21 protein-coding genes and 1 riboswitch are annotated in these 25,818 nt (G+C 72.2%); of the genes, 12 read left to right on the top strand and 9 right to left on the bottom strand.

Going from position 1 to position 25,818, the window contains the following annotated elements; translation table 11 throughout:
* Positions 1–55: 55 nt before the first annotated feature.
* The gene (locus F6W97_RS38605; protein ID WP_155375550.1) at positions 56–727 is read right to left on the bottom strand and encodes a serine hydrolase; all 672 of its coding nucleotides are present in this window, start codon (positions 725–727) and stop codon (positions 56–58) included.
* 429 nt (positions 728–1,156) lie between these two features.
* Here F6W97_RS38605 and F6W97_RS38600 point away from each other — a divergent pair, with 429 nt between their 5' ends.
* From F6W97_RS38600 to groL, 4 genes are all read left to right on the top strand, one after another.
* Positions 1,157–1,360, top strand: coding sequence for a cold-shock protein (locus F6W97_RS38600; protein ID WP_033342363.1), 204 nt, complete (start codon positions 1,157–1,159; stop codon positions 1,358–1,360).
* A 159-nt stretch (positions 1,361–1,519) separates the two neighbouring features.
* Positions 1,520–1,681 carry a hypothetical protein gene (locus F6W97_RS38595; protein ID WP_155375549.1) on the top strand — a complete coding sequence of 54 codons (162 nt, stop codon included), beginning with the start codon at positions 1,520–1,522 and terminating at the stop codon, positions 1,679–1,681.
* Entirely contained in the window at positions 1,678–2,526 is an 849-nt protein-coding gene (locus F6W97_RS38590; protein ID WP_155375548.1) for a hypothetical protein, read from the top strand. Before F6W97_RS38595 ends, F6W97_RS38590 begins: the two co-directional genes overlap by 4 nt.
* Before the next feature lie 322 nt (positions 2,527–2,848).
* Positions 2,849–4,471: a chaperonin GroEL gene (gene groL, locus F6W97_RS38585; RefSeq protein WP_144127789.1), complete on the top strand. Its 1,623-nt coding sequence runs from the start codon at positions 2,849–2,851 to the stop codon at positions 4,469–4,471.
* 205 nt (positions 4,472–4,676) lie between these two features.
* On the opposite strand, the gene F6W97_RS38580 is transcribed toward groL, so the two are convergent.
* From F6W97_RS38580 to F6W97_RS38570, 3 genes are read right to left on the bottom strand one after another with little or no spacing between them, the layout of a single operon-like run.
* Positions 4,677–6,098, bottom strand: coding sequence for a sugar porter family MFS transporter (locus tag F6W97_RS38580; protein WP_155375547.1), 1,422 nt, complete (start codon positions 6,096–6,098; stop codon positions 4,677–4,679).
* 57 nt (positions 6,099–6,155) lie between these two features.
* Positions 6,156–7,049 (bottom strand): GNAT family N-acetyltransferase, encoded by an 894-nt coding sequence (locus tag F6W97_RS38575; RefSeq protein ID WP_155375546.1) that lies wholly within the window; start codon positions 7,047–7,049, stop codon positions 6,156–6,158.
* An 11-nt stretch (positions 7,050–7,060) separates the two neighbouring features.
* Positions 7,061–9,745, bottom strand: coding sequence for a S8 family serine peptidase (locus F6W97_RS38570; protein WP_230687331.1), 2,685 nt, complete (start codon positions 9,743–9,745; stop codon positions 7,061–7,063).
* Between the two features lie 70 nt (positions 9,746–9,815).
* Between F6W97_RS38570 and F6W97_RS38565 the strand changes: the two genes are divergently transcribed.
* Positions 9,816–11,555: a glycerol-3-phosphate dehydrogenase/oxidase gene (locus F6W97_RS38565; protein WP_155375545.1), complete on the top strand. Its 1,740-nt coding sequence runs from the start codon at positions 9,816–9,818 to the stop codon at positions 11,553–11,555.
* Between the two features lie 109 nt (positions 11,556–11,664).
* On the opposite strand, the gene F6W97_RS38560 is transcribed toward F6W97_RS38565, so the two are convergent.
* Complete coding sequence (locus tag F6W97_RS38560; RefSeq protein ID WP_155375544.1) at positions 11,665–13,053, bottom strand: FAD-binding oxidoreductase; 1,389 nt, start codon at positions 13,051–13,053, stop codon at positions 11,665–11,667.
* Positions 13,054–13,075: 22 nt separating this feature from the next.
* Between F6W97_RS38560 and F6W97_RS38555 the strand changes: the two genes are divergently transcribed.
* On the top strand, positions 13,076–13,360 hold the full coding sequence (locus tag F6W97_RS38555; RefSeq protein ID WP_155375543.1) for a DUF4031 domain-containing protein: 285 nt from the start codon (positions 13,076–13,078) through the stop codon (positions 13,358–13,360).
* A gap of 163 nt (positions 13,361–13,523) precedes the next feature.
* On the opposite strand, the gene F6W97_RS38550 is transcribed toward F6W97_RS38555, so the two are convergent.
* Entirely contained in the window at positions 13,524–14,159 is a 636-nt protein-coding gene (locus F6W97_RS38550; RefSeq protein ID WP_155375542.1) for an HD domain-containing protein, read from the bottom strand.
* Positions 14,160–14,216: 57 nt separating this feature from the next.
* On the opposite strand from F6W97_RS38550, the gene F6W97_RS38545 reads away from it, so the two are divergent.
* On the top strand, positions 14,217–15,431 hold the full coding sequence (locus F6W97_RS38545; RefSeq protein WP_155375541.1) for an FUSC family protein: 1,215 nt from the start codon (positions 14,217–14,219) through the stop codon (positions 15,429–15,431).
* A 66-nt stretch (positions 15,432–15,497) separates the two neighbouring features.
* On the opposite strand, the gene F6W97_RS38540 is transcribed toward F6W97_RS38545, so the two are convergent.
* On the bottom strand, positions 15,498–16,772 hold the full coding sequence (locus F6W97_RS38540; protein ID WP_155375540.1) for an aminotransferase class V-fold PLP-dependent enzyme: 1,275 nt from the start codon (positions 16,770–16,772) through the stop codon (positions 15,498–15,500).
* A 99-nt stretch (positions 16,773–16,871) separates the two neighbouring features.
* Positions 16,872–16,988: riboswitch (SAM riboswitch) on the bottom strand.
* Positions 16,989–17,071: 83 nt separating this feature from the next.
* Here F6W97_RS38540 and F6W97_RS38535 point away from each other — a divergent pair.
* Complete coding sequence (locus tag F6W97_RS38535) at positions 17,072–18,499, top strand: PrsW family intramembrane metalloprotease (protein WP_155375539.1); 1,428 nt, start codon at positions 17,072–17,074, stop codon at positions 18,497–18,499.
* Between the two features lie 66 nt (positions 18,500–18,565).
* Here F6W97_RS38535 and F6W97_RS38530 read toward each other — a convergent pair whose 3' ends face one another.
* The gene (locus tag F6W97_RS38530; protein WP_230687330.1) at positions 18,566–19,825 is read right to left on the bottom strand and encodes an AI-2E family transporter; all 1,260 of its coding nucleotides are present in this window, start codon (positions 19,823–19,825) and stop codon (positions 18,566–18,568) included.
* Between the two features lie 81 nt (positions 19,826–19,906).
* On the opposite strand from F6W97_RS38530, the gene F6W97_RS38525 reads away from it, so the two are divergent.
* Both F6W97_RS38525 and F6W97_RS38520 read left to right on the top strand, forming a co-directional pair.
* Entirely contained in the window at positions 19,907–20,248 is a 342-nt protein-coding gene (locus F6W97_RS38525; protein WP_120317331.1) for a GroES family chaperonin, read from the top strand.
* A 173-nt stretch (positions 20,249–20,421) separates the two neighbouring features.
* Positions 20,422–21,594, top strand: coding sequence for a DUF5685 family protein (locus tag F6W97_RS38520; protein ID WP_155375538.1), 1,173 nt, complete (start codon positions 20,422–20,424; stop codon positions 21,592–21,594).
* Positions 21,595–21,731: 137 nt separating this feature from the next.
* Here the strand turns inward: F6W97_RS38520 and F6W97_RS38515 are convergent, their stop codons facing one another.
* A complete protein-coding gene (locus F6W97_RS38515) occupies positions 21,732–23,810 on the bottom strand; it encodes an ATP-dependent DNA helicase (protein WP_155375537.1) in 2,079 nt (692 codons plus the stop codon).
* 89 nt (positions 23,811–23,899) lie between these two features.
* Here F6W97_RS38515 and F6W97_RS38510 point away from each other — a divergent pair, with 89 nt between their 5' ends.
* Both F6W97_RS38510 and F6W97_RS38505 read left to right on the top strand, forming a co-directional pair.
* Positions 23,900–24,391, top strand: coding sequence for a DUF402 domain-containing protein (locus F6W97_RS38510; RefSeq protein ID WP_155375536.1), 492 nt, complete (start codon positions 23,900–23,902; stop codon positions 24,389–24,391).
* Positions 24,392–24,816: 425 nt separating this feature from the next.
* Positions 24,817–25,710 carry a PPK2 family polyphosphate kinase gene (locus F6W97_RS38505; protein WP_155375535.1) on the top strand — a complete coding sequence of 298 codons (894 nt, stop codon included), beginning with the start codon at positions 24,817–24,819 and terminating at the stop codon, positions 25,708–25,710.
* Positions 25,711–25,818: the final 108 nt, after the last annotated feature.

Genomic DNA, 25,818 nt, shown 5'->3' with positions numbered 1-25,818 from the left:
AAGGGCACCTTCTACAACGCATAGCGTTGTGAAGGTGCCCTTCCTTCGTCCCGGGTCAGGGGAGGGCGGGTTTGAGTTGTTCGGCCACGGATTCGCAGAGGTCACGGCCGTGGTCGAAGCCGTAGCGGGCCGGGTAGCGCAGCAGCACGCTCATGCTCCACCGGTCGGTGACCGCCAGGCAGGCCATGTGCCACAACTTGTCCTCGGCACGCAGCAGCCAGCCGTTCTTGATGGCGATGGTCGCCGCCACCTCCGGCGGGAACGCCGCCCGGGGCCCGAAGTCGCCGACCCCGCGCACCAGGCGCATCTGGGTCAGCAGCCAGTCCGTCCAGTGCGGCCCCGCGGCGCGGCCGTCGGCCAGGCAGACCCCCAGCCGCGCCACGTCGCGTGCCGACACCTCCGTGTTCGACCAGTAGCCGTCCAGCCGGTACGGCTTCGACTCGGTCAGGCCGCAGATCTCCACCATCCGCTCGATGCCGGCCCGGCCGCCGTTGCGCTCGTAGAACTCGTACGCGGCCTTGTTGTCCGAGTCGCGGATCATGATGATCAGCCGGTTCAGGCTGCGCTCGTCCGGGTAGTCGGTGCGGCGCAGGAAGTCGGCGGCCAGCCATACCTTCACCAGGGACATGGTGTCGCTGACGGCGTCCAGGTTGGAGGAGCCGGCGAGCTGGCCGGTCCGCCGGTCCAGCATCGCCCAGCTGGCGAACCCGTCGACGTCCAGCTTCACGGGGGGAAGTTCCAGCCTGGCGGGTGACGCGGATTCACCCCCTGCCCGGTCCCGGGAGGCGCCGGGCCGCGGCGCCGCACTGGAGCCGTAGTGCAGCGCCCATTGCATGGCCGCACCGGTGGCGAGTAAGGCGACGGCACAGACGGTCGAAGCGATGAGGGGCAGGAAAGCGGCCGGCAGACGGCGCGAACGGGTGCGGCGGCGGTAGTCCACGTTCCACCCAACCCCCTGGTGGCCCGGCCGGTCACGCGATAGAGCGCGTTCATGGTCAGATTGCCGACTGTCGAACTGTAACGGGGGGACTACAGGTCCGTTTTGGGGCTGTGCGAGGGCACCGGTGCTCGTGTAGCGTGCGAGGACGGCTGACAACACCAGCCGGGGGTGGCCCGCTGAGGACCGCCCAGCTTTACAGAAGTGAGGAAGTGCACCGTGGCACAGGGCACCGTCAAGTGGTTCAACAGCGAGAAGGGCTACGGCTTCATCGCGGTCGACGGAGGGCAGGACGTATTCGTCCACTTCTCCGCGATCGAGATGGACGGCTACAAGGCGCTCGACGACGGTCAGCGCGTTGAGTTCGAAATCGCCCAGGGCCAGAAGGGCCCCCAGGCTGAGAAGGTCCGGGTCATCGCCTGACCGCTTGGCCATCAAAGCTTGCGTAATACGGAAAGGGCTCTGATCCCACAGGATCGGGGCCCTTCCAGTATTTCGGGGCGGCAGCGGAACGCGGGGACAGCGGCGTGCGCGGGACCGTGCCACACTGGGCGGCCCTTTCCCCCCGAGCTGGAGCAGTGCATGTCCGAGCTGACCCCGAACCCGTACGCCGCGGGCGAGCCGTTGCCGCCCGACCGGGGTCACCGGCCGCCCGACGGGGCCACGCCGGGCTATGGTCCCGAGCACGCCGAGCGCCGCACCGTCTCCACGCGACACCTTGTCGAGGAACTGGGCGCACGGTGACCGAGCCGAACCCGACCCGACTGTCCTTCCCCCGCGAGACCCTGGCCCTGCTGCGGGTGTGCTGGGGACGGCTGCTCGCGATCGCCGTCGCCGCCGAGCTGTTCTCCCTCCTCCTCGGCGGCGGGTTGCTGCTGGCCGTCTACAGCGGAGCCGACGGAGGGTTCGACGGCGTGGACGAGCCGGTCCGGCTGGCTGCCGTGTACGCGGTGCCCGGCGTGCTGACCGCGGTGTCCCATGCCTGGGCCTGGGCTGCCGCGAGCGAGGTGTTCCGGGGCGTCGGCGAGGGCCGCCGGGTGGGGTTCGGCGAGGCGCTGCGCCGGGGGCTGCGGCACTGCGGGCGGCTGGCGCTGTGGCTGGCCGCGGTCGCCCTGCTCTCCGCCGCGGGCAGCGCGTACTCGGTCCATGTGCTGCTGGACGGGTATGCGACCGCGGAGTTCGAGGCGATCACCACGGTGGTGACCGTCGGTGGCTGGTACCTCTCCTTCGCCACCGCGCTGCTGCCGCTGGTCGTGCTGCTCGAACGGCGTGGACCGGGCCGGGCGTGGTGGCTGGCGCACAGCCGGGCGGCCACGATCGGGCAGATCGTCGCGGTGCTGGCGTTCGGGTGGGCCACCAGCCGGCTGGCCGACGTCGGGTTGACCCGGATGTATGTGGCCGGCCCGGGCTACGCGTGGTGGGCCGCGGTGGCGGTCGAAACCGTGGTCGGCATCGTGACGTCGATCGTGACGATGGCCGCGCTCACCGTCGTGTACCTGCGCCGGATGTCGCCGGCTGTTCCGTCCGCTCCTGATCCCGCGACGGGCGGCTCCGAGCCTGTCGTGATCGAACTCGGACGCACCTGGTGATCCCGCGCCGCCCACCTGCCGGACGGCGGCGCGGCGTGGTCACGCGTGGCGTCGCGGGCCGGTCTTCGGGGGTCACTGCCAGGTGATACATACGCCGGCGAAGGTGAACGCGGCTCGGTGGCGCGGGTCCGGGAAAGGTTGTGATCATCCCGTGTTCGCTTGCACTCGGGGGGCGAGAGTGCTAAACAGGTGATTGGCACTCTCCTCGTGTGAGTGCCAAATACGAGACCAGAAGTCGGAGTTGCGGGGCTGCCGAATGGTGGCAGCCGGTCGTCGCGGGCCAGCTCTCCGACCTCGGATTGTCCAGGAGGACAACGCCGTTATGGCCAAGATTATCGCGTTCGACGAGGAGGCTCGCCGCGGCCTCGAGCGGGGAATGAACATCCTCGCTGACGCCGTAAAGGTGACGCTCGGCCCCAAGGGCCGCAACGTTGTGCTCGAGAAGAAGTGGGGCGCCCCCACCATCACCAACGATGGTGTGAGCATCGCCAAGGAGATCGAGCTCGAGGACCCGTACGAGAAGATCGGCGCTGAGCTGGTCAAGGAGGTCGCCAAGAAGACCGACGACGTCGCCGGTGACGGCACGACGACGGCGACCGTCCTGGCCCAGGCGCTGGTCCGCGAGGGCCTGCGCAACGTTGCCGCCGGTGCGAACCCGATGGCCCTGAAGCGGGGCATCGAGGCCGCCGTGGCTTCGGTGGCGGAGGAGCTCTCGAAGCTCGCCAAGGACGTCGAGACGAAGGAGCAGATCGCCTCCACCGCCTCGATCTCCGCGGCTGACACCACCGTCGGCGAGATCATCGCCGAGGCGATGGACAAGGTCGGCAAGGAAGGCGTCATCACCGTCGAGGAGAGCAACACCTTCGGGCTGGAGCTGGAGCTCACCGAGGGTATGCGCTTCGACAAGGGCTTCAACTCGGCGTACTTCATCACCGACCCCGAGCGCATGGAGGCGGTCCTCGAGGACCCCTACCTGCTGATCGTCAACGGCAAGATCGCCAACGTCAAGGACATGCTGCCGATCCTTGAGAAGGTCATGCAGAGTGGCAAGCCGCTGCTGATCATCGCCGAGGACGTCGAGGGCGAGGCCCTGGCCACCCTGATCGTCAACAAGATCCGTGGCACCTTCAAGTCCGTCGCCGTCAAGGCGCCGGGCTTCGGCGACCGCCGCAAGGCCATGCTGCAGGACATCGCGATCCTGACCGGTGGCCAGGTCGTGTCCGAGGAAGTCGGCCTCAAGCTCGACAGCACCGGCCTCGACATGCTGGGCCGCGCCCGCAAGGTCGTGGTCACCAAGGACGAGACCACGATCGTCGACGGCTCCGGTGACGCCGACCAGATCAACGGCCGGGTGAACCAGATCCGCGCCGAGATCGAGAAGTCGGACTCCGACTACGACCGCGAGAAGCTGCAGGAGCGCCTGGCCAAGCTGGCCGGCGGTGTTGCCGTGATCAAGGTCGGCGCGGCCACCGAGGTCGAGCTCAAGGAGCGCAAGCACCGCATCGAGGACGCCGTTCGCAACGCGAAGGCGGCCGTCGAAGAGGGCATCGTCGCCGGTGGCGGCGTGGCGCTCGTGCAGGCCGGCAAGACCGCCTTCGACAAGCTGGACCTGTCCGGCGACGAGGCGACCGGCGCCAACATCGTCCGGGTGGCGCTCGACGCCCCGCTGCGGCAGATCGCCGTCAACGCGGGCCTCGAGGGTGGCGTCGTGTCGGAGAAGGTGCGCAACCTGGAGATCGGCCACGGCCTCAACGCCGCGACCGGCGAGTACGTCGACATGCTGAAGGCCGGCATCATCGACCCCGCCAAGGTGACCCGTTCGGCGCTGCAGAACGCGGCCTCGATCGCGGCCCTGTTCCTCACCACCGAGGCTGTGGTGGCGGACAAGCCGGAGAAGGCGGCCGCTGCGCCCGCCGGCCCCGGCGGCGGCGAGATGGACTTCTGATCCTGACGGATCGGAAGCACCGCAAGCCCTGAACACGGCGAAGGCCCCCGAGCTCCGCTCGGGGGCCTTCGCCGTTCCCCGCCCGCCCCGCCGCCGGCCCAGCTACCCGGCGCAACTCTTAACGACTTGCGGCTACCGGGCTGGGATGAGGCCGCGACTCTTTAAGAGTTGCGGCAGGAGGAGGGACGCGGTGCGGGGGCACCGGTCACATGGCTTCGAGTTCGCGGCCCTTGGTTTCGCGGACGGCCTTCCAGACGAAGAGGAAGGCGAGCGCGGCGAACATCGCGTACAGGCCGTAGGCGAAGGTCAGGCCGATGTTCGACAGCGCCGGGAAGGTGGTGCTGATCAGCCAGTTCGCGATCCACTGGGCCGCGGCGGCGACGGCCAGCGCGGTGGCCCGGATCTTGTTGTTGAACATCTCGCCGAGCAGCACCCAGACCACCGGGCCCCAGCTCATGCCGAAGGCGACCACGTACAGGTTCGCGGCGACCAGGGCGACCTTGCCGATCGCCGGGCTCAGCGTGGTCAGCGCCTCGCCGTTGGCTCCGATGGTCTGCGTGGCGGTGGAGAAGCACCAGGCCATCGCGCCGAGCGTGAGCACCATGCCGGCCGCGCCGACGAGCAGCAGCGGCTTGCGGCCGACCTTGTCGACCAGCGCGATCGCGATGAGCGTGGTGACGATGTTGGTGATGCTGGTGATGACGGTGATCAGCAGTGAGTCGGACTCGCTGAAGCCCACCGAGGCCCACAGCGCCGACGAGTAGTAGAAGATCACGTTGATGCCGACGAACTGCTGGAACACCGAGAGCAGGATGCCGACCCAGACGATGGGCTGGAGTCCGAGCCGGGGGCCCTTGAGGACGCTCAGGTGGACCTTCTCGGTGGTGCCCGCCACCGTGCGCTTGATGTCGATGATCCGCTTCTCGACGTCGCCGCCGATCAGCCGCTTGATCACGACGCGGGCCTCGACGACGCGGCCGCGGCGCACCAGGTAGCGCGGGGACTCCGGGATCTGGAGTGCCAGCACCGCGTAGATGACGGCCGGGATGGCGGCTGAGGCGAACATCCAGCGCCAGGCGGCCCCGCCCCACGGCACCGGCTCCATCGCGCCGCCGGCCGCGTCGGCCAGCAGGTAGTCGACGAGCAGGGCGACGAAGATGCCGCTGACGATGGCGAGCTGCTGGAGCGAACCGAGCCGGCCGCGGATGTGGGCCGGCGAGACCTCGGCGATGTACGCGGGCGCGATGACGCTCGCCGCGCCGACGCCGAAGCCGCCGATGATCCGCCAGAACGTCAGGTCGACGGGGCTGAAGGCGAGGCCGGAGCCGATCGCGCTGGCGAGGAACAGGCCCGCGGCGATCAGCATGACCCGCACCCGGCCCATCCGGTCGGCCAGCGGGCCGGCGAACCAGGCGCCTACCGCGCAGCCCAGCAGGGCCGCCGACACGACGAACCCGAGGGCCACCGCGCCGAGCTGGAAGGTGTTGCGCAGGGCGTCCACGGTGCCGTTGATGACCGCGGTGTCGTACCCGAAGAGGAAACCGCCCACCGCGGCCGCGGCGGCGACCAGGATCGCCGCCCCCTTGGTCTCGTGGGGTTCCGCAATAGGGCTGGTCGGGGCTGCCACATGCTCATCGTCCCCGGAAAAACACGGTTCTAATCTGAATTACGAAAAAAGCCCGTTTTACAGTTGTTTGTGGAAGAGGAAGAAGACGCGCTCGATGACCGCCCCGGCCGCTCCGGAGTAGAACGAGACCGGTCCCACCCAGCCGATCTGGGCCTGGGTGAGGCCCCGGTCGGCCTGGTCGCGCAGGCACCGTCGCAGCAGGACGCCGCCGATGCCCAGGCCCGCCGCGGCGGGCAGGGTGCCCATCGGTCCGAACCAGCTCGGGCGGCAGCCGCCCCACGCGGCGAACGCGATCGGCTGCCCGTCGCGGATGGCGAGGTGGCAGCCCCCGGCCCCGCCGACGGCCCGCTCGACCTCGGCCACCCAGGCCGGGCCCCACTCGGCGGCAATCAGCGGCCGCAGCTCCGCCAGGTCGTCGGGGGTGGCCGCGCGAACGACCACGTGCGCGGCGGCCAGCCGCTCCTGGGCGGTCCGGGTCTCGTGCAATGCGGGTGATCCCTCGGCCAGGTCCGCGGTCATGTTCCAGGCCGTACGGTCGTGGGCGTAGCCGAGTGCGGTCAGCGCGCACACGGCCGGGGTGTACCGCACGTCCACGCCGGGCCACACGTGCGTGGGCGGGTTGCCGGCGACGCGCACCGCGGTCAGCCCGCGCGCCCGCAACTGCCCCTCGACCGCCCCGACCAGCTCGCGGGCCAGGCCCTGCCGCCGGAAGGCGGGATCGACCACCAGCAGGTCGAGGTGGCCGACCGTCGGGTCCTTGCGTCCCGTGGAGGCCAGCGCGACCCCGACCACGTCGCCGTCGGGCACGTCGCCGTCGACCGCGACGAAGCCCGCCGAACCGCCCAGCAGGGCCGTGATGTCGGCCGCCTCGGCGGCGTCCTCGGCCAGCAGGGACCGGCCGAGGAGATCGACCACGGCGGCCCGGTGCTGGGGCTCGTAAGGGGTGATCATGGGAGCGAAGCCTACCTGGCGGAGGCCACGACCGCCTCGGCCGCGTTGACGATGCCCGCTCCGGCCTGAGCCGCCTCGGTGTCGCAGGGCGCCGCCGCGGTGGCCAGCAGCGCGGGCTGGGCTGTGTCGCGCAGCAGTTGCTGAGTGCGGGCCAGGTCGCCGACCAGCTCCGGCCGGGCCGACCACAGCAGCGCGATCACCCCGGCCACGTGCGGCGTCGCCATCGAGGTGCCGCTGAGCTCGGCGTACGTGCCGCCGGGCATCGCCGACAGCACCGCCTCACCCGGCCCGGCCAGGTCGGGTTTCGGGCCGGCCGGCCCCCGGCTGGAGAACGAGGTGATCTTGCGGGCCTGGTCCACCGCCGCGATGGTGATCGCCGCCGGGTCGGTGGCCGGCGGGGTGTCCAGCGAGCCGCACTGCGGCCCGGTGTTACCGGCCGCCGCGACGAAGGCGATCCCGGCCGCGGCCAGCGCGGACGTCGCCGGTTGCAGCACGGTGGAGTCGCAGCCCTCCAGCGGCGGGCAGCCCCACGAGTTGTTGAGCACGTGCGGGGCGCGCGCCGGGCGGCCGTCGGTGAACGGGTTCCCGCCGTGCGGGTACGGCGCGAGCATGAACTGCATGCAGTCCAGGTAGAGCGACGGGCTGCTCATGTTGCGTTCCAGGTTGACGCAGCCGATCCACTGGGCGTCCGGCGCGACGCCGACCCGCTCCCGGCCCACCGCGGTGGCCGTGGTGTGCGTGCCGTGGCCGTTGTGGTCGATCGGGGTGCGGCTGTCCGACCACGGGTCCAGCCAGGAGTCGTCGCCGCCGCGGAAGTTGGCCGCCAGCGCGGGATGCGAGCCGTCCACGCCGGAGTCCGAGGACCCGACCACGATGCCCTTGCCGGTCACGCCGCGTTGCCACAGGTCCGGCGCGCCGACCATCTTCAGGTTCCACTGCGGGGTGGTCGGCGGCTGCTGCACCGGCCCCCGCCCGATCGGGACCTCCGCGGGCAGCGGGCGCAGGCGCTGGTCGGTCAGCACCCGGTCCACGTCGGACCGGGACTCCAGCCACATCCTCGTCTCCGGGCCGCCGTCCACCAGGATCGCGTTCACCAGGTAGTACGGCTGGTAGTCGAGATTCCAGCGGTCCAGCTCGGTGCGCAGCGCGGCCTGGGTGCGGTCGGCGTGCTCGACGAGCCGCCGGTAGACGGCGTCGACCCGCTGGTCGCGGCCCGTGCCGAGGCCGGTCGTGGTGGGCAGTCCGGCCAGCGGGGCCTGCTCCTTGAGCACCACGAACAGCTGGTCGCCGAAGAAGCCCGGCTGGCCCGAGGACAGGTAGTAGATCCCCGCGCCGAGGGCGACCGCGGTGGCCAGCCCGGCCGCGAGCGCCCGCCCGCCGGTACGCGGCACGACGTGCCGCCGCTCGGGCCCGACCGGTTCGGGCGCACCCGGCCCACGTGCCTGCGCGCCGACCCACGGGGGCTGCGCGCCCGGATGCGCGCCGGGCCAGGGCGTCGCGGGTTGCTGAGCCGCGGGCCAGGACGCTGCGGGGCCGGGCTGCGCCGGGACGGCCGGTTCGTGCACGGTGCGCAGCAGGCCGATGCCGTACCCGACGCCGAGCGCCAGCGCCACCAGCCAGGCGATCAGGGCCGCGAGCAGGGCGTAGTACGGCACGTCGCGGCCGATCAGGCCGAGGTTGATCTCGTCCGGGTCGACGAAGCCCAGCGGCCCGAACGCGGCCAGGGCGACCAGGGTCAGCGTGGTCCAGCCACGGGGTGAACCGGGGGCGAGGGCGGCGACCGCGAAGCCGAGCGGCGGCAGCACCAGCAGGGTCAGCACCTGTGTCCCGGCCGCGCCGGCACCGCCCGCGAGCAGGGTCAGCACCACCCCCGCGACCAGCCCTCCGGCCAGCACCAGCGTCGGCCGGCCGCGGTGGAGGTAGTGCCGCCACAGGCCGGGTCCCAGGATCACCATGGCCAGCGCGCCCACGGCGAGCGCGGCCAGGGCGGCGGCGAGGGACTCGGTGAGCCCGCCCAGCGCGCCCGCCCACAGGTAGGGCAGCAGCACCAGCACCCCGGCGAGCACCGCCCAGCCCAGCGATCCCGGCGTACCCGCCGCAGGCCCCGGGCCGCCGGGCGCAGTGCCGTCGGCGGACCTGCTCGCGACCTGCCCGGCCCCGGGCCTGTCGGCCCCGGCGGTCGCGCCGGTCGCGGTGGCGGCAGCCGCATGCTCGTCGGCGACAGCCGCGGTGGCCGGGTGCGCCTGTTCGTCGGCAGCAGCCGCGGCGGCGGCGGACGGGAGCTGGGCGGCGGTGCGGCGGTAGAGGAGGAACGCGGCGGCGCCGGCGAGCACCGCGTACATCAGCAGGTAGAGCTCGTTGGCGGTGGCCGGGATCAGGCGCAGCGCGCTGCCCGCGCCGAGCGCCAGCGCGCCGAGGAGGAAGGCGCGGCCGGCGGCCCGTACCGGCTCGTGTTTGGGCAGCAGGGCCAGCAGCAGCGCCGGTCCGCCGACCAACAGCGCGAGGAGGAATCCGGCCAGCGGCCAGAGGAACCCGGGCAGTTGCATGCCGAGCTGGCCCAGCACCTGCGCGGTGAGCACGATGCCGTACTGGGAGAGCACGGCGACGACGACCGCCCACACTCCGACGAGGACGGCGGCGACGATCGCGCCGACCGGGGACCGTGGCGGGGCATCCGCGTACGCGGATGGGGGCACGGTCGGAACATGAGGCGGAACACCCTGCCGGTCACCGTGTGGGAGCACAGCCGCACGGTACCTTGGTGGGATGCGTGACCGCAGCGTGTCCCGCTTCGCCGCAGGTGCTCTGTCCCCGGAGCGCCGCGCAGCCGACCTGCGCAGGCTACGCGACGAAGAGTTCGATGTCCTGGTCGTCGGCGGCGGGGTGACCGGCGTCGGCGCGGCGCTGGACGCCGCGTCCCGCGGCCTGCGCGTGGCCCTGATCGAGGCGAGCGACCTCGCCGCGGGCACGTCCTCGCGCTCGTCCAAGCTGATCCACGGCGGCCTGCGCTACCTGGAACAGCTGGAGTTCCCGCTGGTGCACGAGGCGCTGCGGGAGCGCGGCCTGCTCGCCACGCGGCTCGCCCCGCACCTGGTGCGGCCGGTGCCGTTCCTGGTCCCGCTGCCTGCTGAAACGCCCGGCGTGGCCGGGGTGGCCAAGCGGGCCTGGCACCGCCTCTACTACGGGGCCGGGGTGGCGCTCTACGACGCCTTCGCGGGCCTGGTCGGCGGCGGGCGCGGCATGCCGCTGCACAAGCACCTGACCCAGCACGGCGCCCGCCGCCTGTTCCCGTCGCTGCGCGAACAGGGCCTGGCCGGCGCGATCCGCTACTACGACGGGCAGGTCGACGACGCCCGGTTCGTGGTGACGGTGGCCCGCACCGCGGCCAGCCTCGGCGCGGCCGTGCTGACCGGCGTCAAGGCCGTCGGCCTGCTCCGGCAGGCCCGCCAGGTGACCGGCGTACGGGTCAGCGACGGCGTCGAGGAGTTCGACGTGCGCGCGAAGACCGTCGTCGCGGCGACCGGCGTGTGGAGCGACGACGTCTCGTCCTGGCTGCCCGACGCGCGGGTCGGCTTCCGGGTGCGCGCCTCCAAGGGCGTGCACCTGGTGGTGCCCCGTTCGGCGATCACCGGCGAGGTCGGCCTGATCCTGCGTACCGCGTCCAGCGTGCTGTTCGTCATCCCGTGGGGCGGGCACTGGATCATCGGCACCACCGACACCGACTGGCAGCTCGACCGCGCGCACCCGGCCGCGTCCGCAAAGGACATCGACTACCTGCTGTCGCACGTCAACGAGGTGCTCGACCGGCCGCTGCGCCGCGAGGACATCGAAGGGGTGTACGCGGGCCTGCGTCCGCTGCTGCGGGGGGAGTCGGACTCGACGTCGGCGCTGTCCCGCGAGCACGCCGTCGTCGAGCCTCTGCTCGGGTTGCTGCTGGTGGCGGGCGGCAAGTTCACCACGTACCGGGTGATGGCCCAGGACGTGATCGACAAGGCGGTCCGGCGGCTCGGCGACGTGCGGCACAGCGGCACGGCCGACCTGCCGCTGCTCGGGGCCGACGGCTACGAGGCGATGTGGCGTGACCGCGCCGACCTGGCCCGCCGCCACGAGCTGAGCGTCGGGGCGGTGGAGCACCTGCTGGAGCGCTACGGCACGCTCACCACCGAGCTGCTCGCGCTGATCGACGAGGACCGCTCGCTGGCCGATCCGCTGCCCGGCGCACCGGAGCACCTGTCCGCCGAGGTCGTCTACGCGGCCCGCCACGAGGGCGCGCTGCACGTCGTCGACGTGCTCGCCCGGCGTACCCGGATCTCCATCGAGACCGCCCACCGCGGCGTCCAGACGGCCCGCCGCACCGCCGAGCTCATGGCCCCCGTCCTCGGCTGGTCTCCCGCCACCACCGCATCCGAGATCAGCGCCTACCTGGCCCGCGTCGACGCCGAACGCGAATCCCAGCGCATGCCCGACGACGCCGCCGCCGACGCCGCCCGCCTCACCGCCGTCTGACCCTAGGGTCGGCGCCGGCAGTCATGATCGGCGTTCCGTGTCATGATCTGCGGCCGGACCGCAGATCATGACACGAGACAGCGATCATCACCCGGCCCGACCGGCGGGGTCAGCGCAGGACCTTGCCGGGGTTCAGGAGGTTGGTCGGGTCCAGGGCGGACTTGATGGCGCGCTGGACGTCGACGCCTACCTCGCCCAGCTCGGTGGCCAGCCAGTCGCGCTTGAGCAGGCCGACGCCGTGTTCGCCGGTGCAGGTGCCGCCCAGCGCCAGGCCGCGCTCCATGATCTCGTCGAAGACGCGCTGGCCTGCCGCGACGCTGGCCGGGTCGGCGCGGTCCACCACGATGTTCGGGTGCAGGTTGCCGTCGCCCGCGTGGCCGACCACGCCGACCGGCACGTCGTGCTTGGCGGCGATCTCCACGATGTCGTCGAGCAGCTCCGCCAGCCGGGTGCGCGGCACCGCGATGTCGTCGATGATCAGCCCGCCGTGCTCGTACAGCGAGAGGGCCAGATGCTCCATCGCCGGGTGCGCCAGGCGGCGGGCCTGCAGCAGCTCGGCGGCCTCGGTCGCGTCGGTGGCCTGCCAGACGTCGCTCGCCCCGGCCTGCCTGGCCAGCTCGGCGATGGCCTCCAGGTCCGCGGCGGCCCGCGACCCGGTGTCCACCGCGGCCAGCAGCAGCGCGGCGGCCGAGGTGTCCAGCCCCATCGGCCGGTATGCCTCCAGCGCCTCCAGATGCACCCGGTCCAGCAGCTCCAGCAGGCTGGGGGACAGCCCCGCCGCGAAGATCCGGTTCACCGCGTCGCCCGCAGCGGCCGTGGTCGGGAAGACCGCGACCATGGTCAGCGACTCCTCGGCGGCCGGCCGCAGCGCCACGGTGATCTCGGTGATGACGCCGAGGGTGCCCTCGGACCCCACGAACAGCCTGGTCAGGTCGTATCCGGCGACGCCCTTCGGGGTGCGGCGGCCGGTGCGCAGCACGCGCCCGTCGGCGAGCACGACCTCCAGGCCGAGCACGTACTCGGTGGTGACGCCGTACTTCACGCAGCACATGCCGCCCGCGTTGGTGGCGACGTTGCCGCCGATCGTGCTCGACTCCCACGAGCCCGGGTCCGGCGGGTAGCGCAGCCCTTCGGCGAGCGCGGCACGGGCCAGCACCGCGTTGACCACTCCCGGTTGGACGGTGGCGACCCGGTTGGCGATGTCGAGGTCGACGATGCGGTTCATGGCGAGCATCGACATGACCAGGCAGCCGTCGACGGCGTTCGCGCCGCCCGCCAGCCCGGTCCGCGCGCCCTGCGGCACCACGGGCACGCCGTGCCGCGCAGCGATCGCCATCGCGGCGGCGACCTGGGCGGTCTCCTCCGGGCGTACGACTGCCAGCGGCATACCCGCGTCGCAGAGATCCGCCTCGTCACGCCGGTACGAGATCAGCAGGTCGTGATCGGTGATCACGCGGTCGGGGCACAGAGCAGCCGTCAGCTCGTCGAGGAAGGTCACCTTCGCACGCTAGCGTGGACGCGTGATCCATGTCGACAGCCCGGTCTGGCCCGCGCACGGCCGGCTGTGGGCGCATCTGGTCAGCGACGTGTCGCTGGCGGAACTGCACGTGTTCGCCGAGTTGCTGGGTGCTCCCCGCCGCGGCTTCGACCGCGACCACTACGACATCCCCGCCGAGCGCGTCCCGGTCGCCCTGTGGCTCGGCGCCCGCTACGCCACCTCCCGCGACATCGCCCGCATGCTCCGCGCCGCCAACCTCCGCATCCCCAAGCACCTCACCCGCGCAGCACCCGCCCCTCCGCGTTGATCATGAACTTATGGCACGGCTCGGCGGCGTGTCGTGGCCACAACCTCATGATCGATGGAGCTGCCTGCCTCTGTTGCCCGCCGGCCGACCGGATGGTGGCACGCGAAGGTGATCATGAAGTTGTGTCGGCGGCACGCCGCTGACCCGTGCCATAAGTTCATGATCAACCCGGGGGTGGGGTCGGGGTGAGGGAGGACAGTTCGCGGCGGAGGTTGGCGCGGGCGGGGGACTCCAGGTGGGGGGTGTGGTGGTAGAGGGTGGGTAAGGCCAGCAGGGACTGCAGGACGGTGCTGCGGCCGATGCGCCACAGCTCGTCGGGGACGTGGGCGTACTCGGCGCGGACGGCGGCCACGTAGTGCACGTAGTCGGGCCACGGGGCGGCGAGGACGGCCAGGTCGGCGTCGGCCAGCAGGGCACCGTTGCGGTCGCCGGGGGCCACCGAGTGGCCGGCGGTGAGGCGTACCAGGCGGGTGACCTCCTCGATCACCGCGATCGGCAGCCGGCACTCGGTCAGCAGCTCGGCGGTGAGCACGGCGCTGCGTTCCTCGTTGTCCGCCGCCGTCGGGTCGTAGACCGCGTCGTGGCCCCACACCGCCAGCGCGACCGCCGGCTCGTCGCCGACCAGTTCCAGGCACGCGGCCAGGTGTTCCACGGTGTGGTAGTGCCGCTGCGGCTCCGACCACCGGTTGATCAGCTCGGTGCCGACCTCGGCCAGCACGCTGTCGGGACCGGTGGCCCCGGCGGCGCGGGCCGTGGCGGCGAACCGGTCGGCGGTGAGCGGGGTCGTCTCGGTGGCCATGGCCAAATCTTGGCGCATCCGTCCGGCTCGCGGTGCGGGGTAGGCCACAGTTAGGTGATGGACGCCGCCGAGCTGGGCCGCCGCACGCGGGTCACGCTGCGCGACCGGGTGCGGCGGGTGCGCGGCAGCGTCATCCTGTCCGTGCAGGCCGCGGTCGCGGCGGGGCTGGCCTGGTACGTGGCGCACGACCTGCTCGGCCACTTCCAGCCGTTCTTCGCGCCGATCGCGGCCGTGGTCACGCTGGCCATCTCGGTGGGGCAGCGGATGCGGCGCGCGGCCGAGATCGTGGCCGGCAACGCGGTCGGCATCCTGCTCGGCGAGCTGCTGATCCTGGTGATCGGCCGGGGCGCCTGGCAGGTGTCGCTGGTGGTGCTGCTCGCGATCAACCTGGCCATCTTCATCGGCGGCTCGGCGTCGCTGGTGAGCCAGGCGGCCTCGTCCGGCATCCTGGTCGCCACGCTGCTGCCGATCACCAGCGACTACTACCTCAGCCGCTTCGTCGACGCGGTCGTCGGCGGCGGCATCGCGCTGCTGGTGATGGCGCTACTGCTGCCGCTGAACCCGCTGACCGAGGTGAAGCGGGCGGTCGGGCCGCTGATGGACGCGCTCGCCGACGGGCTCGACGAGGCGGCCGAGGCGCTGGCGCACGGCGACGCGGCGGTGGCGCAGGAGGCGCTGGACCGCATGCGGGAGGCGGAGTCGCACCTGCGGTCGTTCGGCGAGTCGCTGAAGACGAGCAAGGAGCTGGCGACCATCGCCCCGCTGCACTGGGGCAAGCACGGCCTGCTGTCGGCATACATCGAGGCCGCGGACCATCTGGCGCGCTCGCTGCGCAACAGCCGGGTGCTGGTACGCCGCATCGTGTCGATGATCCGCGACGGCGAACCGGTGCCGGCCTCCCTGGTCGCCGCCGTGCACGCGCTGGCGCGGTCGGTGTCGTCGCTGCGCCGCGAGCTGGCCGACGCGATCGAGCCGGAGCAGGCGGCGCAGGCCGCGGTGCACGCCGTTCGGGAGGCCCGGGAGGCCCATCAGGCGGGTCTGGGGTTCTCCGGCGAGGTGGTGTTCGCGCAGGTGCGCTCGACGGCGACGGACCTGCTGCAGGCCGCCCAGCTGTCGCGTGAGGACGCGGAGCGGCAGATCAGGAGAGCCGTCGGTCGGATCGACCCGTATCGGTTGAGCCGTGCGGAGACCGGTGCCGTGCCGAAGGGCGAAGAGGGCGGCGCCGCGCCGCCGAATGGCGAAGAGGGCGCCGCCGCGCCGAAGAGCGATTAAGGCCGGTGACCCGGAACGGGCCACCGGCCGTTGCCTTGGCGCGGGTTCAGGCGACGTGGCGCTAGGTCAGACGATGGCGCGCAGCGCGGCGACGAACGTGTCCACGTCGGCGTCGGTGGTGCCGATGCCGATGCTGGCGCGCAGCGCGGTGGCTGGCACGCCGTCCCAGCCGGCCCGCACCGACGCCTCGCCGAGCAGGCGGCGGGCCAGCGGGTGGGCGCAGAACAGGCCGTCGCGCACGCCGATGTTGTGCTCGCGGGCCAGCCGCTGGGCGATCTCGGCGGAGTCGCGGCCGCGCACGGCGAAGGAGACCACGCCGATCCGGGCCGCGTCGGCGTCGAAGGTGCGCAGCTCCGCCACGTCGGGCAGCTCGGCCAGCCCGGCCCGGAGCCTGCCCAGCAGGCGCTGCTCCTCGGCGTGCAGCGCGTACCGGTCGGCGGCCTCCAAGGTGGCGCACACGGCGGCCAGCGCCACCGCGCCGAGCAGGTTGGGCGTGCCCGCCTCGTGCCGGGCCGGGCCGGTGGTCCACCGCACGTCGTGGGTGGCGTCGCCGACGCCGCTGGTCGCGCCGCCGCCGGCCAGGTAGGGCTGGGCGGTGTCGAGCCAGTCGCCGCGGCCGACGAGCACGCCCGCGCCGAACGGCGCGTAGAGCTTGTGCCCGGACAGCGCCACATAATCGACGTCGAGCGCGGTCAGGTCGACCGGCACGTGCGGGGCGAGCTGCGCCGCGTCGAGCACGATCCGCGCGCCGAACCGGTGCGCGATCAGGGCCAGCTGCGCGACCGGCCACAGCTCGCCGGTGACGTTGCTGGCACCGGTGACGGCGACCAGGATCTCGCCGTCGGCGTTGCCGCGGCGCACCTCGGCCAGCGCGGCGGCCAGGTAGCGCACCGCGGCGTCGGGCGAGCCCGGCACCGGCAGGCGCACCGCGTTGGACCAGGGCAGCAGGTTGGCGTGGTGCTCACCGGCGTACGTGATGACCGTGGTGCCCGCGGGCAGCACGTGCGCCAGCAGGTTCAGCGCGTCGGTCGTGTTGCGGGTGAACACGACGTGGTCGGTCTCGCGCGCGCCGACGAAGTCGCCGACCGTCTGCCGGGCGCGTTCGTACTCCAGCGTGCAGCGCTGCGACAGGGCCCCCGCGCCCCGGTGCACCGAGCCGTACCAGGGCAGCAGTGCGCTGACCGCGTCGGCGGCGGCCCGCAGGCAGGGAGCGGTGGCGGCGTAGTCGAGGTTGATCTGGCCGGGCACGCCGAGCACGGTCAGCTCGGCTGCGGCCACGCGCAAGGGCGTGACCTCGGCTGCCTCGACGGCGCTGCAGGGTCGTTGGGCGATAGCGGTCATGGGGCACCTCCGGGGTCTGGGACCCCTGGGCCGCCGGTGGAAGTCCTCGGCGTTCCGCCGTGCAGGCGGTCGTCAGGACGGGCCACTGGCGGAGGCATGGGTCCGCGCTTGCCCAGCACGACAACGGGCTGGGCCCGGTCATCACCCGGGGCACCCCACCGCGAACTACAGAGGGTTGCCGGTCAGCAAGCCGGGGCTTTGCTCCATCTTTCGACACTTTCGACTGCTTGCGCAGGCGAATGTGAGAGCGGCTGACACTCGTGACCTTTCGCCGAGCATAGCGGAGGTAGGCTGCGCCCATGTCCGACCTCCCGACTCCTGGGACCGCACCCGGCACGGCCGGGCTGGGCCTGCCGCCGCTGCTGCCGGAGCCGACACTGCCGCTCAAGCGCCCGCGGCGCTGGCTGCCGCTGCTGCTCGCGATCGTCGTGGTCGGCGGCTCGGCCCTGGGCATGCTCGGCTACCTGGGCTGGAAGATCGGGCCGCTCGCGTTCGCGGTCGGCCTGTCCGCGGCGCTGCTGCCGGTGCCGGTGCTGATCGCAGCCTTCCTCTGGCTAGACCGGTACGAACCCGAGCCGCCGCGACTGCTGGTGATCAGCTTCCTGTGGGGCGCGTTCCCGGCGACGCTGCTGGCGCTCGGCGTCAACTCCTTCTTCACCGGTTGGCTGAACGTGGTCACGCTGCCCGACGCGGTGGTCGCCACGGTCGTCGCGCCGTTCATCGAGGAGCTGGGCAAGGCGGCGTTCCCGCTGTGGATCCTCTGGCGCCGCCGCCGCGAGCTGTCCGGCATCACCGACGGCATCGTCTACTGCGGCCTGTCCGGGGTCGGCTTCGCGATGGTGGAGAACATCCTCTACCTGGGCGGGCACGGCTTCTACGCGGGCAACGAGCAGTGGGGCCCGTACTCCGGGGCGCAGCTTGTCTTCGGCATGTTCCTGGGCCGCATCCTGATCTCCGGGTTCGCGCACCCGCTGTTCACCTCGATGACCGGCATCGGCATCGGCATCGCGGCGCGCTCGGCCAGCAGCTGGGTGCGCTGGTGCGCGCCGGTGGGCGGGCTGCTGCTGGCGATGATGCTGCACGGCTCGTGGAACCTGATGGCGACCCTGTCCGCCGAGATCAGCCCCTACTTCTTCCTGTACGGCTACATCGCGGTCATGGTGCCGGTGTTCCTGACGGCGATCGGCGTCGCGCTGTGGGTACGAGCCCGGGAGGGCCGCCTGGCGTTGCAGGTGCTGCCCGCGTACGCCACGGCGGGCTGGCTCACCCCGCCCGAGGTGGCGGCGATGGGCACGCTGGCCCGGCGGCACGCCGCCCGGGTCTGGGCCAAGCGCGTCGCCGGGGAGCCGGGCCGCAAGGCGATGAAGGAGTTCCAGTTCGCCGCGACGCGGCTGGCGCTGGTGCGCGACGGCATGAACCGCGGCCTTGACGAGAACCCCGCCGACCAGGCCCGCAGCGTCGCGGAGGAGCGCGATCTGCTGATGGTGGTCAGTGGCACGCGGGCAATGTTCGTGGGCCGCGACCCGCAGGTGCCGCCGTCCTTCTTCGACGGGACGGCGTACCGGATGACGTTCCCGGACGGGGTGACCCGCACGGTGCCCATGCCCGCCGAGCCCGTGGTGCCGGTGCCGGTGCTGCTGCCCCCGCCCGCACCCGCGTACCCGGCGTACCCGCAGCCGGGGTACCCGTACCCGCCGCAGCCGTATTACCCGCCGCAGGCGTCCTGACGCCGCTGCCGCGACGAAGAAGGGCTCCGCCGGTCGATACCGGCGGAGCCCTTCTCGTTTCGTGCCTCAGGCGGTGGGCACGGGCGGCGCCTTGACGATCACCGAATCCGGTTCCGGCTGCGGGCGTCCGGCCAGCTGCCGAATCGCCGTGTTGAGGACCGCGATCAGCGGTACGGCGATCAGCGCGCCCACGATCCCGGCCAGCACCACCCCCGCGGCGATGCCGAGGATCACGGCGAGCGGGTGGATGGCCACCGCCCGGCCCATGATCAGCGGCTGGAGCAGGTGGCCCTCGATCTGCTGGATGGCAATGACCGCGGCCAGCACCAGCAGCGCCGTCAGCGGGCCGTTGGTGACCAGGGCGACCAGCACCGCGACCGCACCGGACAGGGTGGCGCCGACGATCGGGATGAACGCGCCGAGGAACACCAGCGCGGCCAGCGGCAGCGCGAACGGCACCCGCAGGATGGCCAGCGCGATGCCGATGCCGACCGCGTCGATGAACGCGACCAGCACGGTGGCCCGCACGTAAGCGCCCAGCGAAGCCCACGCGGCGACCCCGGCCCGGTCCAGCGGCTCGCGGGCCTGGTTGGGCACCAGGCGCAGCAGGAAGCGCCAGATGACGCGGCCGTCACGCAGGAAGAAGAAGAGCGTGAAGATCACCAGGAACAGGCCGCTGAGGACCTCGAACACGGTCGTCGCGGTGGTGATCGCGCCGGTGGTCAGGGCTTCCTTGTTCGTCGTGATGCTCTTGGTGACCGAGTCGATCGCACTGCCCAGCTGCGCGTCGGTCAGGTGCAGCGGGCCGTTCTTGAGCCAGGTCTGGATCTGCTGCACGCCCTCCGCCGCGTTCTTGGTCAGGTCGGGCAGCCCGTTGACGAACTGGTTGATCACCATGGTCAGCGTGCCGGCGACCGCGGCCAGCCCGACCAGCACCACGATCGCGGTGGCCAGCGACCGGTGCACCCGGATGTGGTTCAGCCAGCGCACGGCGGGCGCCAGCAGCGCGGCCAGCAGCATGGCGATCAGCACCGGCACGATGACGATGCTGATCTTGCCGAGGAACTGCAGCAGGTAGACCAGCAGGAAGCCGAGCACGATGATGCGCCAGGCCCAGGCCCCGCCGATGCGCAGCGCGTACGGCACGTCGACGTCGTCGCGGCTGGCCGTGGAGGCATGCATCAGCTCGGGCTCGGCCGGCTCGGGCAGCGGCTGCTCGGCGTCGACGCGCTCGCGCTCCTCCTGCTCGCGCTTGGCGCGGGCGCTGGCACGGCTCGCCTCGTAGGCGCGCCGCACGTTCGCCTTGAAGTTGTCCAAACGACCCACTGGTGTCCTCCCGGGCACAGGCAACATCACCACGTTAGTCGCCTGCGACCACCGCACCATCGGGGAAGTACCCTGACCGGCGTGACACTCAATCCAGCCACCGCCGAGACCGGCCTGCCGATCCGCCTGCTGCACGACCGGGTCCTGGTCAAGCAGGAGGCGGCCGAGGGGGAGCGGCGCTCGTCCGCGGGCCTGGTGATCCCGGCCACCGCCTCGGTCGGCACGCGGCTGTCCTGGGCCACCGCCGTCGGCGTCGGCCCGCACGTGCGCGCGATCCAGGTCGGCGACCGGGTGCTGTTCGACCCGGACGAGCGCTCCGAGGTGGAACTGCACGGGGAGGCGTACGTGCTGCTGCGCGAACGCGACGTGCACGCGGTGGCCGCCTCGCGGGTGGAGCCCGACGCCACCGGTCTGTACCTGTGACCGCGGCCGCGTTCCGGGCCACCGGTCTGCACCTGTAGCTGCGGCCGCATTCGGGGCGACCGGTCTGCACCTGTAGCTGCGGCCGCATTCCGGCGCGGCGCTGTGATCAGGACCGATGTCCGGAGGGTCGGCGGCCCCTGGGGCGGGGTGACAGCGTGGCCTAGGCTGCGCCCGTGTTCGGCATCATTCGCCCCTGCGCGCACAGCCTCCCCGACCGCCTGCACAGCGAGTGGCTCGGCCACCTGTGCGGGCTGTGCCTGGCGCTGCGTGACGAGCACGGCCAGGCGGCCCGCATCGTCACCAACTACGACGGCCTGATCATCTCCGCGCTGACCCAGGCGCAGCTGACGACCCTGCAACGGCGTACCGCCGGGCCGTGCCCGCTGCGCGGCATGCGCACCGCGGCCGTGGCCGACGGCACGGGCGCACGCCTGGCCGCGACGGTCTCCCTGGTGCTGGCCTCGGCCAAGCTATCCGACCACGCCGCGGACGGCGACGGCGCGTACGCCCGCCGCCCGGTCGCCGCGGGCGCGCGCCTGGTCGCGCGACGCTGGGCGGCCCGAGCCCACCGGTCCGGTCTGGACCTTGGCCTGGACACCGGGGTGCTGCTGGCCGCGGTGCACGGCCAGCGGGAGGTCGAGCGGGCCGTCACGCTGGGCGGGTCGCTGCTCACCGTCACCGAGCCCACCGAACTCGCCACCGCCGCCGCGTTCGCGCACACCGCGGTGCTCGCCGGGCGCCCCGGCAACGCCGAACCGCTGGCCGAGGCGGGACGTTTCTTCGGCCGGATAGCCCACCTGCTCGACGCGGTCGAGGACCTCGCCGCCGACCGGGCCGCCGGGGCGTGGAACCCGCTGCTCGCGACCGGGTCGTCGTTCGCGCAGGCCGGGGTGCTGGCGCGGGACGCGGCGGCGGGCATCCGGCTGGCCCTGGACGAGGTGGCCTTCACCGACGCGAAGCTGGTGCACCGGCTGCTCGTGCACGAGGTCGAGCACGCCATCGAGCGCACCTTCGCGGGCGCGGACCCGCAGTACTACCCACCGGTCATCCAGCCCGGCAAGAAGGGCCGCCAACCGAAGGCGCCCAAGCCGCCGGGCAGCGGCTCATGCTGGTGGCCGCAGGTGGAGCTGCCGCCGAGCACCCGCGGGCCGATCTTCGGCTGCGCAGTCGCGAGCTGGATGTGCTGCACCTGCCAGGTCTGCTGCCGCGACCCCTACCCCGGCCCGTGGCGCGGCCTGCCCCGCGAGGGCTGGTGCGCCAGCTGCGGCGACTGCGGCAACTGCTGCGACGCCTGCGACTGCTGCAGACTCTGCAAACACTGCGACTGCTGCGACTGCGACTGCTGACCCCCCACCCCCGCCCCCGCGCCGGCGCCCGCGCCGGCTCCGCAGTTTCGGGGAAACTGCGGGAATCCGGCGGTCGATAGCAGCAGTTTCCCCGAAACTGCCGGACGTCGTCGGCGGCGCGGGTCGAGGCCGCCGGGTCAGCTCTCGCTGAGGCGTTTCAGGGATTTGAGGACGATTTCCTGTTTCGTCGTGTACCAGAAGGGCGGGAGGCTGGCGCGCAGGAACGAGCCGTAGCCGCGGGCCGTTTCCAGGCGGGAGTCGAGCACGGCGACGACGCCCTTGTCCGAGGTGGAGCGGATCAGGCGACCGACGCCCTGGGCCAGCCGGATCGCCGCGATCGGGACGCTCACCGCGGCGAAGCCCGAGCCGCCGCCCGCGTCGACCGCGGCCGACCGGGCCGAGGCCAGCGGCTCGTCCGGGCGCGGGAACGGCAGCCGGTCGATGACGACCAGTTGGCAGGCGTCACCGGGCACATCCACGCCCTGCCACAGCGACATGACGCCGAGCAGGCAGCTGTTGCGGTCCTCCCGGAACTTGCGGACCAGCAGCGGCAGCGCTTCGTCACCCTGGAGCAGCACGGCCAGGTTCGTCTTCGCCCGGAGCAGCTCCGCGGCCTGCTGCGCGGCCTTGCGGGAGGAGAAGAGCCCGAGGGTACGCCCGCCGAGCGCCTCGACCAGCGCCAGCAGCTCCGCCCCGGCCGCGTCCGGCAGGCCCGACGCGGCGGGCCGGGGCAGGTGCGCGGCGACGTAGAGGATGCCCTGCTTCGGGTAGTCGAACGGGGAACCGACGTCGAGCGACTTCCAGCCCGGCCCGGAGGCGTACACGGGCTCCGCGCCCGGTTTGGCGGCGGGGGGCTTGCTGCTCACCGGCAGGCCCAGGGAGCGGGCGAGGGTGTCGAAGTTGCCGCCCAGGGTCAGCGTGGCCGAGGTGGCGATGACGGTGCGGTCCTCGTACAGCTTCTCGCCGAGCAGCCCGGCGACCGACAGCGGCGCGACCACCAGGGCCCGGCGCGGCTCGTGCTCCACCCAGACGACGTCGTGCTCGTTGTCCTCCAGCAGCCGCTGCGCGGTCTTGGAGACCTCGTCGAGCAGCGCCTTGGCCTGCTGCTTGCGCACCGGGTCCGGGTCGTCGGCCTTGATCTCGCCGATCCGGGACAGCCCGCGCCGGGTCGCCCCGTCGAGCAGGGTGCACGCCTCGACGATGCCTGCGGGCAGCTTGCCGGTCACCCGCCCGGCCGGGGTCTCGGCCAGCCCGACGGTCAGCGCGTCGGCCGCCTCGAGCAGGGACTGGTACTCCTCGCCCTCGACGAACGGGCGCGCCGCGCGGGCGGTGCGGTCCACCGTGTCCGGGGTCAGCTCGGCCTGGGCCGCGCTGGAGACCCGGTCGGCCAGCTCGTGCGCCTCGTCGATGATCAGAAGGTTGTGCTCGGGCACGATGTGCCGGCCGGCCATCATGTCCACCGACAGCAGCGAGTGGTTGGTGACCACCACGTCGGCCTCGCGGGCGCGGGCCCGGGACAGCTCCGCGAAGCACTCCGGCCCGTACGAGCAGCGGGAGGCTCCGACGCACTCGCGCGCCGGGGTCGACACCATCCGCCAGGCCGTGTCGTCGACACCCGGGTCGAGCTCGTCACGGTCGCCGGTGTCGCTCTCCATCGCCCAGTCGCGGATGCGCTCGATCTGCTTGCCCAGCCGGCCGGACTCGCCGAGCCACTTCACGCCGCTGCCGCTGGAGCCGGCGTCGAACAGCGAGTCCTGCGGGTCCTGCTCGTCGGAGTGCTCCAGCTTCGCCAGACACACGTAGTGGTGACGCCCCTTGAGCAGGGCGAACGTCGGTTCGCGGCCGAGCAGTGGGGCGATCGCCTTGCCGATGCGGGGCAGGTCCTTCTCGACCAGCTGCGACTGCAGCGCCAGCGTCGCCGTCGAGATGACGACAGGGCCGTCCACGGTCAGCGCCGGGGCGAGGTAGGCCAATGACTTGCCGGTGCCGGTGCCGGCCTGCACCAGCAGGTGGTCGCCGGACTCGATGGCGGTGGTGATGGCTGCGGTCATGGCCTGCTGGCCGGGCCGGGCCGAGCCGCCGGGCACCGCGCCGACAGCGGCCTCGAGCAGGTCGAGGGCGCTGTGGTCACGTGTTCGCTTCTTCTTCGGCGGCACCGAATGACCGTACCGGCTGGCACCGACGGTCTTCCACCGCGCCGCCGGATTTGGGACCATGGCGGCTTGTGGGCGCGACTTGCGTCACCCCCGCATCGTTGCGCGGTGGTGCGAGGGTGTACGCCACCGCCGTGAAACGAGGTAGTCGGATGGGCGTCGTACGGGTCGAGATCCGAAAGTTCGACGGGAGTGCGCACCGGGCCTTCCCGGCCACCCTGCTCGGCCGCGACGAGCACGGCACCTGGCTGGGCATCCCGAGCGGCACGGTCAGCGACACCGGCAAGGTCTACGAGATCCCCGGCGTGGTCCTCGTCCCGCACACCGGCTGGTGGACGGCCATGTTCAACGCCGCCCCCCGCAACACCTCGCTCTACTGCGACATCACCACCCCCGCCACCTGGAACGACGACACCGTCACCGTCACCGACCTCGACCTCGACGTACGCAAGATCCGCCTCACCGGCGAGGTGCAGCTGGTCGACGAGGACGAGTTCGCCGCCCACCAGGCCAAGTTCAACTACCCCGACGAGGTCGTCCAGCAGGCCCGCGCCGCCGCCCAGTGGCTCCTCCACGCCGTCCGCACCGACCAGGAACCCTTCACCACCCACTTCCACCGCTGGCTCGCCCACGTCTCCCCCTGACCGCCCCCTCCCCGGGTTGATCATGAACTTATGGCACGGCTCACCGGCGTGCCGCGCGCCTAACTTCATGATCGCCAACGCCGCGCGCCGGCCGACCCGGGTCGGGTGCCGCCGGCTCGCCGCGGTCGCGGTGGCTGGGTACCTCGGTCGCTAGGTGATCGCGGTCGCGGTAGCTGGATGACCCCGGTCGCCAGGGGATCGCGGTCGCGGTAGACGGGTGACCCCGGTCGCCAGGGGATCGCGGTCGCGGTAGCTGGGTGATCCCGGTCGCGGTGGTCGGGCGATCGCGGTCGCTAGGTGATCATGAGGTTGTGGGCATGACACGCCGTCGAGCCGTGCCATAAGTTCATGATCAACGGGGTAGGGCGGGGTGGAAGTTGGGGGATGGGCGGCGTGGGGGGCGGGTTGTGCGCAATGATCGGAATGTGGCGGACGTGTCCGAATTGCTCCAGGTCGGGTCGGGGGTGGACCTCGGCGCGATAGATCCGGCGGGGACGCCTGGGCTGCCCGATCGCAAGGGTGTGCGGCGCGATCCGAAGGGGTGGGCGCGGGCGGAGCTGGTGACGCTGGGGCAGGAGTTGGCGCGGCAGCAGGAGATGCTGTTCGCGAACGCCAAGTGCAATCCGGCCGATCAGCGCCGGGTGCTGCTCGTGCTGCAGGCGATGGACTGCGGGGGCAAGGACGGCACGGTCAAGAAGGTGGCCGGCGCGATGAACCCGGAGGGTCTGCGGATCACCGCGTTCGGGCCGCCGACGGCGGAGGAGCGCCAGCACGACTTCCTGTGGCGGATCCGCCGGGCGCTGCCGCTGCCGGGATACGTCGGCGTCTTCAACCGCTCGCACTACGAGGACGTGCTGGTGGTGCGGGTAAGGGAGCTGGCCCCCGCGCGGGTGTGGAAGCCTCGCTACTACAAGATCAACAACTTCGAACGTGAGCTTGTCGACAGCGGGTTCTCGCTGGTCAAGGTGATGCTGCACATCTCGTACGAGGAGCAGCGCCGCCGCCTGCTGGAGCGCCTGCGCGATCCGACGAAGTACTGGAAGTACAACCCGGACGACGTCGACAACCGTGCCTACTGGCCGGCCTACCAGCAGGCCTACCAGGACGCGATCCGGCGGTGTGGGACTGATCACGCCCCCTGGCATGTGGTCCCGGCGGACCGGAAGTGGTACCGCGACTGGGCCGTGGCGCACCTCATGCTCGATGCCTTGAAACGCCTGGATCTGAGTTATCCGCCGGCCGGCTTCGACCCCCAAGCCGAGACGAAAAGGCTGGAACGTGAGGAAACGGGCAGCGCGCCGAAGGTGAACGGCAGGTGAACAGGCCATGAAGGGCAGAAGGCGCAAGGTGACCGGGTCTTGAAGGCCGGGTAACAGTGCTTAGCATTCCCCCGACTAGACCGTCCGGATGACACCACCAAACCAAAG

The organism is Catellatospora vulcania (genome assembly GCF_009720385.1).
GTDB lineage: Bacteria > Actinomycetota > Actinomycetes > Mycobacteriales > Micromonosporaceae > Catellatospora > Catellatospora vulcania.
Note: the sequence above shows the minus strand (reverse complement) of the source record. Positions and strands in the feature narration are given on the sequence as shown.

What these genes read in the sequence shown, in the direction of transcription:
- F6W97_RS38565 (WP_155375545.1), top strand. Translation starts at nt 9,816, where the DNA reads ATGCGTGACCGCAGCGTGTCCCGCTTCGCCGCAGGTGCTCTGTCCCCG.
- F6W97_RS38595 (WP_155375549.1), top strand. Translation starts at nt 1,520, where the DNA reads ATGTCCGAGCTGACCCCGAACCCGTACGCCGCGGGCGAGCCGTTGCCG.
- F6W97_RS38540 (WP_155375540.1), bottom strand. Translation starts at nt 16,772, where the DNA reads ATGACCGCTATCGCCCAACGACCCTGCAGCGCCGTCGAGGCAGCCGAG.
- F6W97_RS38545 (WP_155375541.1), top strand. Translation starts at nt 14,217, where the DNA reads ATGGACGCCGCCGAGCTGGGCCGCCGCACGCGGGTCACGCTGCGCGAC.
- F6W97_RS38515 (WP_155375537.1), bottom strand. Translation starts at nt 23,810, where the DNA reads ATGGTCCCAAATCCGGCGGCGCGGTGGAAGACCGTCGGTGCCAGCCGG.
- F6W97_RS38550 (WP_155375542.1), bottom strand. Translation starts at nt 14,159, where the DNA reads ATGGCCACCGAGACGACCCCGCTCACCGCCGACCGGTTCGCCGCCACG.
- groL (WP_144127789.1), top strand. Translation starts at nt 2,849, where the DNA reads ATGGCCAAGATTATCGCGTTCGACGAGGAGGCTCGCCGCGGCCTCGAG.
- F6W97_RS38575 (WP_155375546.1), bottom strand. Translation starts at nt 7,049, where the DNA reads ATGATCACCCCTTACGAGCCCCAGCACCGGGCCGCCGTGGTCGATCTC.
- F6W97_RS38510 (WP_155375536.1), top strand. Translation starts at nt 23,900, where the DNA reads ATGGGCGTCGTACGGGTCGAGATCCGAAAGTTCGACGGGAGTGCGCAC.
- F6W97_RS38535 (WP_155375539.1), top strand. Translation starts at nt 17,072, where the DNA reads ATGTCCGACCTCCCGACTCCTGGGACCGCACCCGGCACGGCCGGGCTG.